The 13,411-nt window shown below is 66.0% G+C and carries 14 protein-coding genes; 4 read left to right on the forward strand and 10 right to left on the reverse strand.

The features are described from left to right. Positions 1 to 28: 28 nt before the first annotated feature. The 4 genes from spoT to PHLH3_RS00785 all read right to left on the reverse strand — a co-directional run bounded on the left by spoT (position 29) and on the right by PHLH3_RS00785 (position 4,079). Complete coding sequence (spoT, locus tag PHLH3_RS00770) at positions 29 to 2,137, reverse strand: bifunctional GTP diphosphokinase/guanosine-3',5'-bis pyrophosphate 3'-pyrophosphohydrolase (protein WP_111262950.1); 2,109 nt, start codon at positions 2,135 to 2,137, stop codon at positions 29 to 31. A gap of 60 nt (positions 2,138 to 2,197) precedes the next feature. Next, on the reverse strand, positions 2,198 to 2,461 hold the full coding sequence (rpoZ, locus tag PHLH3_RS00775; protein WP_111262951.1) for a DNA-directed RNA polymerase subunit omega: 264 nt from the start codon (positions 2,459 to 2,461) through the stop codon (positions 2,198 to 2,200). 122 nt (positions 2,462 to 2,583) lie between these two features. Further along, positions 2,584 to 3,204: a guanylate kinase gene (gene gmk / locus PHLH3_RS00780; RefSeq protein WP_213627608.1), complete on the reverse strand. Its 621-nt coding sequence runs from the start codon at positions 3,202 to 3,204 to the stop codon at positions 2,584 to 2,586. A gap of 11 nt (positions 3,205 to 3,215) precedes the next feature. Next, positions 3,216 to 4,079 (reverse strand): YicC/YloC family endoribonuclease, encoded by an 864-nt coding sequence (locus PHLH3_RS00785; protein WP_213627610.1) that lies wholly within the window; start codon positions 4,077 to 4,079, stop codon positions 3,216 to 3,218. Positions 4,080 to 4,217: 138 nt separating this feature from the next. On the opposite strand from PHLH3_RS00785, the gene rph reads away from it, so the two are divergent. Then, positions 4,218 to 4,937 carry a ribonuclease PH gene (rph, locus tag PHLH3_RS00790; RefSeq protein ID WP_111262954.1) on the forward strand — a complete coding sequence of 240 codons (720 nt, stop codon included), beginning with the start codon at positions 4,218 to 4,220 and terminating at the stop codon, positions 4,935 to 4,937. Positions 4,938 to 4,959: 22 nt separating this feature from the next. Next, the gene (locus PHLH3_RS00795; protein ID WP_111262955.1) at positions 4,960 to 5,325 is read left to right on the forward strand and encodes a DUF4870 domain-containing protein; all 366 of its coding nucleotides are present in this window, start codon (positions 4,960 to 4,962) and stop codon (positions 5,323 to 5,325) included. A 54-nt stretch (positions 5,326 to 5,379) separates the two neighbouring features. Here PHLH3_RS00795 and PHLH3_RS00800 read toward each other — a convergent pair whose 3' ends face one another. Continuing rightward, a complete protein-coding gene (locus tag PHLH3_RS00800; RefSeq protein ID WP_031287526.1) occupies positions 5,380 to 6,159 on the reverse strand; it encodes an exodeoxyribonuclease III in 780 nt (259 codons plus the stop codon). Positions 6,160 to 6,240: 81 nt separating this feature from the next. Here PHLH3_RS00800 and pyrE point away from each other — a divergent pair, with 81 nt between their 5' ends. Beyond that, positions 6,241 to 6,882, forward strand: a complete 642-nt coding sequence (gene pyrE / locus PHLH3_RS00805; protein ID WP_111262956.1) for an orotate phosphoribosyltransferase — start codon at positions 6,241 to 6,243, stop codon at positions 6,880 to 6,882. Positions 6,883 to 6,908: 26 nt separating this feature from the next. Next, positions 6,909 to 7,493, forward strand: coding sequence for a DUF4124 domain-containing protein (locus PHLH3_RS00810; RefSeq protein ID WP_173178546.1), 585 nt, complete (start codon positions 6,909 to 6,911; stop codon positions 7,491 to 7,493). A gap of 6 nt (positions 7,494 to 7,499) precedes the next feature. On the opposite strand, the gene PHLH3_RS00815 is transcribed toward PHLH3_RS00810, so the two are convergent. From PHLH3_RS00815 to coaBC, 5 genes are all read right to left on the reverse strand, one after another. Beyond that, complete coding sequence (locus PHLH3_RS00815; protein ID WP_213627612.1) at positions 7,500 to 7,949, reverse strand: thioesterase family protein; 450 nt, start codon at positions 7,947 to 7,949, stop codon at positions 7,500 to 7,502. A 136-nt stretch (positions 7,950 to 8,085) separates the two neighbouring features. Beyond that, positions 8,086 to 8,991 carry an acetylglutamate kinase gene (gene argB, locus PHLH3_RS00820; protein ID WP_111262959.1) on the reverse strand — a complete coding sequence of 302 codons (906 nt, stop codon included), beginning with the start codon at positions 8,989 to 8,991 and terminating at the stop codon, positions 8,086 to 8,088. Positions 8,992 to 9,007: 16 nt separating this feature from the next. Then, complete coding sequence (algC, locus tag PHLH3_RS00825) at positions 9,008 to 10,402, reverse strand: phosphomannomutase/phosphoglucomutase (RefSeq protein WP_213630375.1); 1,395 nt, start codon at positions 10,400 to 10,402, stop codon at positions 9,008 to 9,010. Between the two features lie 1,248 nt (positions 10,403 to 11,650). Continuing rightward, positions 11,651 to 12,106 carry a dUTP diphosphatase gene (gene dut / locus PHLH3_RS00830; protein WP_111262961.1) on the reverse strand — a complete coding sequence of 152 codons (456 nt, stop codon included), beginning with the start codon at positions 12,104 to 12,106 and terminating at the stop codon, positions 11,651 to 11,653. Between the two features lie 6 nt (positions 12,107 to 12,112). Beyond that, positions 12,113 to 13,321, reverse strand: a complete 1,209-nt coding sequence (coaBC, locus tag PHLH3_RS00835) for a bifunctional phosphopantothenoylcysteine decarboxylase/phosphopantothenate--cysteine ligase CoaBC (protein WP_111262962.1) — start codon at positions 13,319 to 13,321, stop codon at positions 12,113 to 12,115. Between the last annotated feature and the right edge of the window lie 90 nt (positions 13,322 to 13,411).

The raw sequence follows: 13,411 nt of genomic DNA on the forward strand, positions 1-13,411 counted from the left end.
GCGGAACTCCTTGGTCCTGGGGGTTCTGCTACGCGCGCACCCGGGTGATGCGGATCACCCCTTTCAGCGCGCGCAGCTTCTTGATCACGCGGGCCAGGTGCACGCGGTCGTGCACGCTGACCACCAGCTGGACGACGCTGATGCGGCCATCGCGCTCGTCCATGCTGATCTTCTCGATGTTGCCGTCGGCGGCGTTGACGCTGCTGGCCAGCAGGGCGATGAGGCCGCGCTGGTGCTCCAGTTCGACGCGCAGTTCGACGTTGAACTCGCCCGCGACGTCCTTGGCCCAGGAAAGCTGGATGCACTTCTCCGGGTTGTGGCGGATGTCGCCGATGTTCTTGCAGCTTTCCAGGTGCACGACCATGCCCTTGCCGGCGGACAGGTGGCCGACGATGGGGTCGCCCGGGATCGGCGTGCAGCACTTGGCATAGCTGAGCACCAGGCCTTCGGTACCGCGGATCGCCAGTGGGCCCTCGGGGCTGGGCAACTGCTCGCCTTCGCTGGCCAGCAGGCGCCGGGCGACCACATAGGCCATGCGGTTGCCCAGGCCGATGTCTTCGAGCAGGTCTTCGATCACGTCCAGGCGGTACTCGGCCAGCACGGCCTGCACACGCTCGGGGGCGATGCGGTCGAGGCCGCTTTCGAAGCCGGCCAGCACCTTGTTCAGCAGGCGTTCGCCGAGGCTGATGGACTCGGAGCGGCGTTGCAGCTTGAGGGCGTGGCGGATGTGGGTGCGGGCCTTGCCGGTGACCACGAAGTTGAGCCAGGCCGGGTTGGGCCGCGCGCCGGGGGCGGTGACGATCTCCACCGTCTCGCCGCTCTGCAGCGGTTCGGACAGCGGCGCCAGGCGGCGGTTGATGCGGCACGCGATGCAGGTGTTGCCGACGTCGGTGTGCACCGCGTAGGCGAAGTCGACGGCCGTGGAGCCCTTGGGCAGCTCCATGATGCGGCCCTTGGGCGTGAAGACGTAGACCTCGTCCGGGAACAGGTCGATCTTCACGCTCTCGATGAATTCGAGGGAGTTGCCGGCACGCTGCTGCAGTTCCAGCACGCCCTTGACCCATTGGCGGGCGCGGGCGTGGGTGCCCTTGGGCTGGTCGTCCTCGGCGGACTTGTAGAGCCAGTGGGCGGCGATGCCGTTGTTGGCCATCTCTTCCATCTCGCGGGTGCGGATCTGGATTTCGATGGGCACGCCGTGCATGCCGAACAGCGTGGTGTGCAAGGACTGGTAGCCGTTGGCCTTGGGGATGGCGATGTAGTCCTTGAAGCGGCCTGGCAGCGGCTTGTACAGGTTGTGCACGGCGCCGAGCACGCGGTAGCAGGTATCGACCTTGTCGACGATGATGCGGAACGCGTAGACGTCCATGATCTCGTTGAACGCCCGGCGCTTGCCGCGCATCTTCTTGTAGATGCTGTAGAGGTGTTTCTCGCGGCCGATGACCTCGCCTTCCATGCCTTCGCGGGCCAGGCAGTGGGTCAGCGATTCCTCGATCTTGTTGACGATTTCCTTGCGGTTGCCCCGCGCGCGGCGGACGGCTGCGCGGATGCGCTCGGAGCGCATCGGGTGCATCGCCTTGAAGCCCAGGTCCTCGAACTCGATGCGCATGCTGTGCATGCCCAGGCGGTTGGCGATGGGGGCGTAGATTTCGAGGGTTTCCTTGGCGATGCGCCGGCGTTTCTCGCCGGACAGCACTTCCAGGGTGCGCATGTTGTGCAGGCGGTCGGCCAGCTTGACCAGGATCACGCGGATGTCGCGCGCCATGGCCATGGCCATCTTCTGGAAGTTCTCGGCCTGGGCCTCGGCCTTGGACTCGAAGTTCATCTGGGTCAGCTTGCTGACCCCGTCCACCAGCTCCGCGACGGTATCGCCGAATTGCGCGGTGAGCGCTTCCTTGGCGATGCCGGTGTCCTCGATGACGTCGTGCAGCATCGCGGCCATCAGGCTCTGATGGTCCATGTGCATGTCGGCGAGGATGCTGGCGACGGCGAGCGGGTGGGTGACGTAGGCCTCGCCGCTGCGGCGGCGCTGCCCGTCATGGGCTTGCTCGGCGTAGAAATACGCTCGGCGGACCAGGTTGACCTGGTCATTGCCGAGGTAGGTCGAAAGGCGTTCGGCGAGGGCGTCTATGCTCGGCAAGGTGATGCTCCTTCCCGGCTGTTGCGGCCCTGCGCCGTACGACGTCGACCCGGCATGGACTTACAGGGCCTCGTTGGCCTCGTCCTCGAATGCGGCGAACAGCGGCTCGTCCTCGACGATGTCGTCCTGGGCGATGACGTCGTAGTCCACCAGGCCGGCAGCGATTTCACGCAGGGCCACAACGGTGGGCTTGTCGTTTTCCCAGGCTACCTTGGGCTCTTTGCCGCCGGTAGCGAGCTGACGGGAACGCTTGGTCGCGAGCATGACCAGCTCGAAGCGGTTATCGACGTTGTCCAGGCAGTCTTCAACGGTAACGCGGGCCATGGTGTTCCTCGTAGCACTAGATTTGGATGCGGAAGCATTTGCCCGAGTGGGCGAGCGGACTGGATAGTCTAAAAAATCACCAGCATTTATGGAAGCGCTGATTTAACAGCGCTTCCGGGCGGTCAGTCCAGCAGCTGCGCCAGCAGGGCGCCGTGGGCCAGTTGCTGGTGCGCCTGCTGCAGGCGGTTGGCGCGGAAGATCGCCTTGAGGTCTTCCAGGGCCACGTCGAAGTCGTCGTTGATCACCAGGTAATCGTATTCGACGTAGTGGCTCATCTCGCTGACGGCTTCGCGCATGCGCCGCTCGATGATCTCGGCGCTGTCCTGTCCCCGATTGTCCAGGCGCTGGCGCAGGGCTTCCTGGCTCGGCGGCAGGATGAAGACGGACTTGGCCTGGGGCATCAGGTGGCGGACCTGCTGGGCGCCCTGCCAGTCGATCTCGAGGATCAGGTCGAAACCTTCGGCGAGGGTCTTCTGCAGCCAGCGCTGCGAGGTGCCGTAGAGGTTGCCGAAGACCTCGGCGTGCTCCAGGAAGTCGCCATGCTCGAGCATCTGCACGAACTGTTCGCGGCTGACGAAGTGGTAGTTGATGCCGTCCACCTCGCCCGGGCGCATGCCGCGGGTGGTGTGGGAGACCGATACGCGAACCTGCGGCTCGGCGTCGATCAGGGCCTTGACCAGGCTGGTCTTGCCGGCGCCGGAGGGCGCGGAAACGATGTAGAGGGTGCCGGGAGTGACGCTCATGTGTCTGTCTCTTACTCGATGTTCTGCACTTGTTCGCGCATCTGCTCGATCAACACCTTGAGGTTGACCGCCGCCTGGGTGGAGCGCGGGTCGAAGGCCTTGGAGCCCAGGGTGTTGGCTTCGCGGTTGAGTTCCTGCATCAGGAAGTCCAGGCGACGGCCTGCCGCGCCGCCGGCCTTGAGCACGCGGCGGACTTCGCCGACATGGGTGCTCAGGCGGTCCAGTTCTTCGGCGACGTCGCTCTTCTGCGCCAGCAGGACCAGTTCCTGCTCCAGGCGCTGGGGGTCCAGCTCCGCTTTCATCTCGCCGAAGCGGTCGAGGATCTTCTGGCGCTGGTTGGCGAGCATCTGCGGCACCAGCTTGCGCAGGGCCTCGACCTCCTCGAGGATGCCGTCGAGGCGCTCGTTGAGCAGCCGTGCCAGTTCGGCACCCTCGCGGGCGCGACCATTGCGCAGTTCCTCCAGGGCCTTGGCGAAGACGTTCAGGGCGGCGGCGTTGAGCGCCTGCGGGTCGGCCGAATCGGCGACCAGGACGCCCGGCCAGGCGAGGATCTCCAGGGGATTCAGCGGAGCCGGCTGCTTGACCAGCGCGGCGACGGCCTCGGCGGCCTCGACCAGTTGCGCGGCGCGTTCGCGGTCCACCTGCAGGGATTGGCTGGCATTTTCCTCGGCGAAACGCAGGGTGCATTCCACCTTGCCGCGGGAGATGCCCTGGCGCAGCGCTTCGCGCACTGCGCCTTCGAGGTCGCGGAAGGACTCGGGCAGGCGCAGGTGGGGCTCGAGGTAGCGATGGTTGACCGAGCGCAGTTCCCAGATCAGGGTGCCGTGGGTGCCGGCCTGCTCGACGCGGGCAAAGGCGGTCATGCTGTGCACCATGGGTTTCCTCTCGGTGTTGGCAGGGTTGAAGAGGGCGATTGTAGCCCAGAGCGGCGGCCCTCCCAACGCGGCGATGTCCCAGCGGCTGGCTGCCCTCTATAATGGCCGTCAGATTTTCCCCTCGACAGGTATTCCCAGATGAAACGTCCCAGTGGCCGCGCGGCTGACCAGCTGCGTTCGATCCGCATCACCCGCAACTACACCAAGCATGCCGAAGGCTCGGTGCTGGTCGAATTCGGGGATACCAAGGTGATCTGCACCGCCAGCGTCGAATCCGGCGTGCCGCGTTTCCTCAAGGGCCAGGGCCAGGGTTGGCTCACCGCCGAGTACGGCATGCTGCCGCGCGCCACCGGCGAGCGTAACCAGCGCGAGGCCAGCCGTGGCAAGCAGGGTGGCCGTACCCTGGAGATCCAGCGCCTGATCGGTCGCTCGCTGCGTGCCGCGCTGGACATGAGCAAGCTGGGCGAGAACACCATCTACCTGGATTGCGATGTGATCCAGGCCGACGGCGGCACCCGCACTGCGTCCATCACCGGCGCCATGGTCGCCCTGGTGGATGCGCTGAAGGTCCTGAAGAAGCGTGGCGCGCTGAAGGGCGAGCCGCTGAAGCAGATGGTCGCCGCCGTTTCCGTCGGCATCTACCAAGGCGAGCCGGTGCTGGACCTGGACTACCTTGAAGATTCCGCCGCCGAAACCGACCTGAACGTGGTCATGACCGATGCCGGCGGCTTCATCGAGGTACAGGGCACTGCCGAGGGCGCGCCCTTCCAGCCGGAAGAGCTGACCGCCATGCTGGCCCTGGCCAAGCAGGGCGTCACCGAGCTGTTCGAGCTGCAGCGCGCCGCGCTGGTCGACTGATCACCCACCCGAGGAAACACGCATGAATGAGCCAACCCAAGTTCCGCAGCCCAACCAGGAAGTTAGGCAATGGGCGATGTTCTGCCATTTCGCCGCTTTCCTCGGCGTGGTGCTGCCTTTCGGCAATCTGCTGGGCCCGCTGATTCTCTGGCAGGTGAAGAAGGACGTCGATCCGTTCATCGACCAGCAGGGCAAGGAAGCGCTGAATTTCCAGATCACCGTGACCCTCGCCGGCCTGCTGTGCATGCTGCTGATGCTGGTGCTGATCGGCTTCGTGCTGTTGCCGCTGGTGGGTCTGATAGCGCTGGTACTGACCATCATCGGTGGCATCAAGGCCAACGAAGGCCAGGCCTATCGCTATCCCTTCACCTGGCGCCCGGTGAAGTAGCCATCGCGGAAACGAAAAAGCCGGCTGATGCCGGCTTTTTTCATGCTTGCGATTTCAGATGCTCAGCAGCCAGTCGTAGTCGACGATCAGCGGCGCATGCTGGGAGAAGCGCGGCTGGCGCGGCAGGCGTGCGCTGCGTACGGAGCGGCGCATCCCCGGCGTGAGGATGTGATAGTCGAAACGCCAACCGAGGTTGAGCATGTCGGCCTGCTCGCTGTCAGGCCACCAGCTGTACTGGTCGCCTTCGCGGCTGACTTCGCGCAGTGCGTCCACGTAGCCCATGGTGCCGAACACCTCGTCCATCCACGCGCGCTCCGGCGCGAGGAAGCCGGGCAGTTGCTGGCAATCGCGCCAGTTCTTCACATCCAGCTTCTGGTGGGCGAGGTAGAGCGAGCCGCAATAGATGTACTCGCGGCGCTTGCGGCGCTGCTTGTTCAGGTAGTGGGTGAAGTCGTCCATGAACTTGAACTTGTGGTTCAGGTTCTCGTCGCCGCCCTGGCCCGAAGGCAGCAGCAGGGTGGCGATGCTCACCTTGTCGAAGTCCGCCTGCAGGTAGCGCCCATAACGATCGCAGGTCTCGAAACCGAGACCCCAGATCACTGCCTTGGGTTGCAAACGCGAATAAAGCGCCACGCCGCCTTGGCTTGGCACTTCAGCATCGCTGGCATAGAGGAAATAGCCGTCCAGTTGGAAGGCCGGGTCGTCCAGATCAAAGGCAGAGGCGCGGGTGTCTTGCAGGCAGATCACGTCGGCATTCTGTGCCTGCAGCCAGCTGAGGAGTCCTCGCTCGGCTGCCGCATGAATACCATTCACGTTCACACTGATGATCCGCATAAATGGCCCCTAAAAACTCGTGCGTGTATGATACCCGAGCTCTTTCTATTTAGCTAAATCCGTGCCGTCCGGGGCTTTTACATGCAGGCGTATCAACGCGATTTCATTCGCTTCGCCATCGAACGCGGTGTGCTGCGTTTCGGTGAGTTCACTCTCAAGTCCGGGCGTACCAGCCCTTATTTCTTCAATGCCGGCCTGTTCAACAGCGGGCTCGCGCTGTCGCAGCTGGGTCGCTTCTATGCGGCGGCGGTGGTCGACAGCGGCATTCCCTTCGATGTGCTGTTCGGGCCCGCCTACAAGGGCATTCCCCTGGCCGCCTCCACGGCGGTGGCGCTGGCCGAGCACCATGGCATCGACATCCCCTGGTGCTTCAACCGCAAGGAAGCCAAGGATCACGGCGAAGGCGGCACCCTGGTGGGCGCCCCGCTGGCCGGCCGCGTGCTGATCATCGATGACGTGATCACCGCCGGGACCGCGATCCGCGAGGTCATGCAGATCATCCAGGCGCAGCAGGCCCAGGCCGCCGGCGTGCTCATCGCCCTCAACCGCCAGGAGCGCGGCAAGGGCGAGCTGTCCGCCATCCAGGAAGTCGAGCGCGACTTCGGCATGCCGGTGGTGAGCATCGTCTCCCTGGAGCAGGTGCTGGAATATCTCGCAGGTGATGCTGAACTGAAGACGTATCTGCCTGCGGTCGAAAGCTACCGCGCCAGTTACGGAATCTGATTCGCCAACAACGACAGGGTGTCCCTATGCCGAAATCCGGTGCAGTCCGCTTTGCCTTGCTCATGGGTGTGTTGATGCCTGCTCTGGCGCAAGCCGAGCTCTATCGCTACACCAATGACAAGGGCGTGATTGTGCTCGACCGGCTCGGGGTGCCCTCGCAGTACATCGACAAGGGCTACGAGGTCCTCAACGACCAGGGCCGTGTGGTCAAGACCATACCGCCGGCGCCCACCCTGGAAGAGCGCAAGCGCATGCAGGAGGAAAAGGCCCGTGCCGGCTCCGATGCGCAGCTGCTGCGCCTTTACACCAGCGTCGAGGATGTCGATCGCGCTCTGCAGCGCAAGCTGGCCGAGCTCGACGGCCTGATCAGCGTGGCCCGTGGCAACCAGCAATCCCTGCGCACCCAGCAGGCCAACCTGCAGGCCCAGGCCGCCGACAACGAGCGTGCCGGGCGCCAGGTGCCGGAGCAACTGGTGTCGCAGATCGACAACCTGCGTGCCGAGCAGCAACGCCTGGAGCAGGACATCACCCGCTACCAGCAGGACCGCAAGAATGCCCAGGCCGGCTTCGCCGCCGACCGTGAGCGCCTGGCCCAGCTGCTGCAGCGCTGAGCCGCATCAACCCTCGGCGGCACGCCGCTCGAATGCCCTGACCTTCTCCCGCAGCCAGTCCGGCAGCCGCTTGCTGCTGCGGCTCGTGCCGTCCGCGTGGACGTAGACGATCTCGCCCGCCGTCAAGGCCGCCTCGCCGCGCCAGATACCGATGTTGAACGTGAGGCTCGAGCCCCCCAGCCGGCCTACCCGTACGCCGATGGACAGTTCGTCGTCGAAGCGCGCCGGGGCCAGGTATTCCAGGAGCGTGCGCACAGCGAAGAAGTCGCCGCCGTCCTGTGCCAGGTCCTCCGGGTAGCGAATGCCCAGCGCGCGGAAGTATTCGGTGATGCCGACGTCGGCATAGGTCAGGTAGTGGCCATTGAAGACGATGCCTTGCGGGTCCACTTCTGCCCAGCGCACGCGCAGCGGCATGAGGAAGGTGAAGTCGTTCAGGGAGGGGGGTGTGGCGGCCATGCTCGTGCTCCATGCAGTGAGCGGCCAGCTTCGACGCCCGGGCGCGCCACGGCAAGAGCGGAGATGGGTGGATCGCGGATATGAATAAGCCGGATCGCTCCGGCTTATTCGACTACCGCCTGGGCTTCGGGAAGGCTCAGTGACGCTTGCGGTTGGAGATCAGGGTGCCGACGCCGCTGTCGGTGAAGATCTCCAGCAGCACCGCGTTGGGCACGCGGCCGTCGATGATGTGGGCGCTGGTCACGCCGCCTTGCACCGCTTCGAGGGCACAGCGGATCTTCGGCAGCATGCCGCCGTAGATGGTGCCGTCGGCGATCAGCTCGTTGACCTGCTCGGTGGAGAGGCCGGTGAGCACCTGGCCCTGCTTGTCCATCAGGCCGGCGATGTTGGTCAGCAGCATCAGCTTCTCGGCTTTCAGCGCTTCCGCCACCTTGCCGGCCACCAGGTCGGCGTTGATGTTGTAGGACTCGCCATCCGGGCCCACGCCGATGGGCGCGATGACCGGGATGAAATTGCCCTTCACCAGCATGTTCAGCAGCTCGGTGTTGACCCCGGTGACTTCGCCCACATGGCCGATGTCGATGATTTCCGGCTGGGTCATCTCCGGCGTCTTGCGGCTGACGGTGAGCTTCTTGGCGCGGATCAGCTCCGCGTCCTTGCCGGTGAGGCCGATGGCGCTGCCGCCGTGGCGGTTGATCAGGTTGACGATGTCCTTGTTCACCTGGCCGCCGAGGACCATCTCCACGACGTCCATGGTCTGCGCGTCGGTGACGCGCATGCCGTCGATGAAGTGGCTCTCGATGGACAGGCGCTTGAGCAGGTCGCCGATCTGCGGGCCACCGCCATGCACGACCACCGGGTTGATGCCCACGGCCTTCATCAGGACCATGTCGCGGGCGAACCCGGCCTTCAGCTCGTCGCTCTCCATGGCGTTGCCGCCGTATTTCACGACCAGGGTCTTGCCGACGAAGCGGCGGATGTACGGCAACGCTTCGGACAGGACCTGGGCGACTTGGGATGCGGCGTCACGGCTGAGGGTCATGCAGGGCTCCGGTGGATCAGAACGGCAGGTTGATGTCGGGGGCTACGGTGTAGAGCTGGGCGCGGAACACTTCCTTGATGCGCTCGAGCTCCTCCTCGGTGTCCGCCTCGAAGCGCAGCACCAGCACCGGCGTGGTGTTGGAGGCGCGTACCAGGCCCCAGCCCTTGGGATAGTCGACGCGCACGCCGTCCAGGGTGGTGAGGTTGGCGTCGCCCCAGGTGCCGTCGCGCTGCAGGCGCTCGATCAGGCGGAACTTGTTCTCGTCGGTGACGGTGATGTTGATCTCCGGCGTCGAGATGTCGCTGGGGAAGGCGGAGAACACGTGCTCGGCGTCGCGCTTGTCCTGGCTGAGGATCTCCAGCAGGCGGGCGGCGCTGTAGATGCCGTCGTCGAAGCCGAACCAGCGCTCCTTGAAGAAGATGTGGCCGCTCATCTCGCCGGCCAGCAGCGCGCCGGTCTCCTTCATCTTCTTCTTGATCAGCGAGTGGCCGGTCTTCCACATCACCGGGCGGCCACCGTAGCCGCTGATCAGCGCGGTCAGGCGGCGGGTGCACTTGACGTCGAAGATGATGTCGGCGCCCGGATTGCGCGAGACGACGTCCTTGGCGAACAGCATCAGCAGGCGGTCGGGATAGATGATGGTGCCCTGGTTGGTCACCACGCCGACGCGGTCGCCGTCGCCGTCGAAGGCCAGGCCCAGGTCGGCCTTCTCTTCCTTCACCTTGGCGATCAAGTCGACCAGGTTCTCGGGCTTGCCCGGGTCCGGGTGGTGGTTGGGGAAGGTGCCGTCCACGTCGCAGTACAGCGGGATGACGGTGCAGCCCAGGGCTTCGATCAGTTGCGGGGCGATCACGCCGGCCACGCCGTTGCCGCAGTCCACCACCACCTTCATGGGCTTGGCCATGGCGATGTCGTCGCGGATCTGCTTGAAGTAGCGGTCGAGGATCTCGACCTGCTCGACGCTGCCGACGCCGCTGGCCAGGTCGTTTTCCTTGATGCGGGTGTGCAGCGCGGTGATCTGCTCGTTGGCCAGTGTCTCGCCGGCGACGACGATCTTGAAGCCGTTGTAGTCCGGCGGGTTGTGGCTGCCGGTGAGCATCACGCCGGACTTGCCGGCCAGCACGTTGGCGGCGTAGTAGAGCACCGGGGTCGGCACCATGCCGACATCGCTGACCTGGCAACCGCAGTCCAGCAGGCCCTGGATCAGCGCCTGCACCAGCTCGGGGCCGGAGAGGCGGCCGTCGCGGCCGACCGAGACGTTCGGTTCGCCACGGGCGAGGCTCTCGGAGCCGATGGCGCGGCCAACCCAGTAGGCGGTTTCGGCGGTCAGGGTATCGCCGACCACGCCACGGATGTCGTAGGCGCGGAAGATGCTTGCGGGCAGGGTGGGTGCTGCTTGCGGGGTGCTCATGGCGGGGGCTTGCTCCAATCCCAGGAGGTCCTGGTCTTCGTCGAGGATGTCGATATCGAGGATGTCGGTATCTTGGAAAAGCGGATCGGCCAACACGGGTGGCTCGATCATCTGGGCCGGGGCGGGGGTAACCGCCGGGCCGGGTTGCCGATCGCCGTTAGCGCTGCCCGCCGCCGGCTCAGACTTGCGCCGCGACTGTCGCGCGAGCGACTGGGCCAGGGCCTCAAGCGCCGACAGGCGCAGACTGAAGGCTTTGACGCTTTTGCCGCTGGAGAGTTCTTGCACCATCTGATTGAGCTGCACGACGTCCATGAGCAACTTGCGTTGCAGGCTGCCGCGCAGCAGATAGAGGCCGACCAGGGCTCCGGCCAGGGCCAGCAGCCCGGCGATGGCCAGCAGGATCGGCGACATGCCCGAATCGCTCAGTTGCGCGCCGGGGGTGAACGACAGCTTCCAGTTCGGGTTGCCGGTGTTCAGCGCGATGGGCGTGCCTTCGGCTTGCGCGCCGCGTGAGGCCAGGGTCTGCGCCGGGGCGTTGCCGAACTGCTGGGTGAATTGCAACTGGCCGACGCCATCGGGCAGCGGCGCGAGGGCGCCGAGCAGGCGTTCGAGGTCCACCACCAGCAGCAGGGTGCCCTGCACCGGTGAACTGTCGGTCAGGCGCAGTGGCGCGGCGCTGTAAACCAGCCAGCGCTGGCCGACCCGATAGGCTTCGGGCGCGGGCTTCTGCCCGGCCTCGACGCGGCGCAGCATGTCCAGGGCGGCGAAGTTCATCGGGGCTGCGCGCTGGCTGTTTTGCTGGGCCTGGCCTGGCAGGTTGAGGTGCGCGTCGACCACGGCGTTCCAGTAGCCGAGCCCGCGCTCGGCGGCCTGCACCTGGCCGGCATCACCGCTGTTCAGCGCCTCGGCCAGGGCCGGGTTGCGAGCGGCGGCGGCGGTATCGGCGACGAGCTGCGCCAGGGCCTGGCGCAGTGCACCGGCCTGGCTTTCACCCCAGGCCTGGCTGAGCTGGTTGCGTTGGGTCTGCTGGGCGCCGTTGATCAGCGCGGCCCAGAGCAGCACGCCAGCGGCGGCGACACCCAGGGCCGCGGCGATGGCGCCGGGCAGCAGCTCGCCCAGGCCCTTGTCCCGGGCTGGCGTCTTCTTTTCGGCAGGGCTGGCCAGGATCTCGGTGTCGGCGTCCTTGGCGTTGCGCTTGAAGAGTTTCACTGAAGGTCCCCCCGCGGATCATCCTGAAGTCGTTCCGAATCAGTGGCTGCCGGAGTGACCGAAGCCGCCGGCGCCGCGCTGGCTTTCGTCGAACTGGTCGACCAGCTCGAAGTGCGCCTGCACGACTGGCACCAAGACTAGCTGAGCGATGCGCTCGCCGATGGCGATGGTGAAGGCGCTCTGGCCGCGGTTCCAGCAGGAGACCATCAGTTCGCCCTGGTAGTCGGAGTCGATCAGGCCGACCAGGTTGCCCAGCACGATGCCGTGCTTGTGGCCCAGGCCCGAGCGCGGAAGGATCAGCGCGGCGAGGCCCGGGTCGGCAATGTAGATGGACAGCCCGGTGGGGATCAGCACGGTCTGGCCCGGCTCCAGGGTCAGGTCTTCCTTGAGCATGGCGCGCAGGTCGAGGCCGGCGGAGCCCGGGGTGGCGTACTGGGGCAGCGGGAAGTCGCGGCCGATGCGGGGGTCGAGGATCTTTGCTTGCAGTGAGTGCATGGGGTCTCAGGCCTGGTTGAGGCGTTCGGCGATGAAGGCGATCAGCTGGCGGGCGATCTTGCCCTTGCTGGTCTGCGCGAAGCTGTTCTGGTGCAGCGCGCGATCGATGATGGTGATCGCGTTTTCCTCGCTGTTGAAGCCGATGCTGGGGTTGGCCACATCATTGGCGACGATCAGGTCGAGGTTCTTGTCCTTGAGCTTGCGCGAGGCGTATTCGAGCAGGTTCTCGGTCTCGGCGGCGAAGCCCACGCTGAAGGGGCGATCGGCACGCCCGGCGAGGGTCGCGAGGATATCCGGGTTGCGCACCAGTTGCAGCAGCAGGCCTTCGCCGCTGGTGGGGTCCTTCTTCATTTTGTGCGCCGCCACCACTTCCGGGCGGTAGTCGGCCACGGCGGCCGCCGCGATCAGCAGGTCGCAGGGCATCGCCGCCTCGCAGGCCGCGAGCATGTCGCGGGCGCTGACCACGTCGATGCGGTTGACCCGGTCGGGCGTGGGCAGGTGCACGGGGCCGGTGATCAGGGTGACCTTGGCGCCCGCCTCCACCGCCGCTTCGGCGAGGGCGAAGCCCATCTTCCCGGAGCTGTGGTTGGTGATGTAGCGCACCGGGTCGATGTTCTCCTGGGTCGGGCCGGCGGTGATCAGCACGTGGCGGCCGGTCAGGGCCTTGTGCTGGAACAGATCGGCGGCCGCCTGGGCGAGCTGGTCGGCTTCGAGCATGCGGCCGAGGCCGACGTCGCCGCAGGCCTGGCTGCCGGCGGCCGGGCCGAACAGGTGCAGGCCACGCTTGGCCAGGGCTTCGGCATTGGCCTGGGTGGCCGGGTCGCGCCACATGGCCTGGTTCATCGCCGGGGCCAGGGCGACCGGCGCATCGGTGGCCAGCACCAGGGTGGTCAGCAGGTCGTCGGCGACGCCCTGGGTCAGGCGCGCCATCAGGTCGGCGGTAGCGGGGGCGATCAGTACCAGGTCGGCCCAGCGCGCCAGCTCGATATGGCCCATGGCCGCTTCGGCGGCGGGGTCGAGCAGGTCCAGGTGCACCGGGTGGCCGGAAAGGGCCTGGAGGGTCAGCGGGGTGATGAACTCGCGCCCGCCATGGGTCATCACCACCCGTACTTCCGCGCCCTGGTCGCGCAGGCGGCGAACCAGCTCCGCGCTCTTGTAGGCCGCAATGCCGCCGCCCACGCCCAGTACGATGCGTTTCCGATAGAGCCGCTGCATAGGCCTGCCTTATGGATGTTTGAATTTGCGCTGCGGCGACGACGCCTCCCCAGGCCAATCGCCGCGCAAAAAAGGTGGAATAAGATAGCA

It is taken from the genome of Pseudomonas sp. Pc102 (assembly GCF_018408275.1).
GTDB classification, from domain to species: Bacteria; Pseudomonadota; Gammaproteobacteria; order Pseudomonadales; family Pseudomonadaceae; genus Metapseudomonas; species Metapseudomonas tohonis.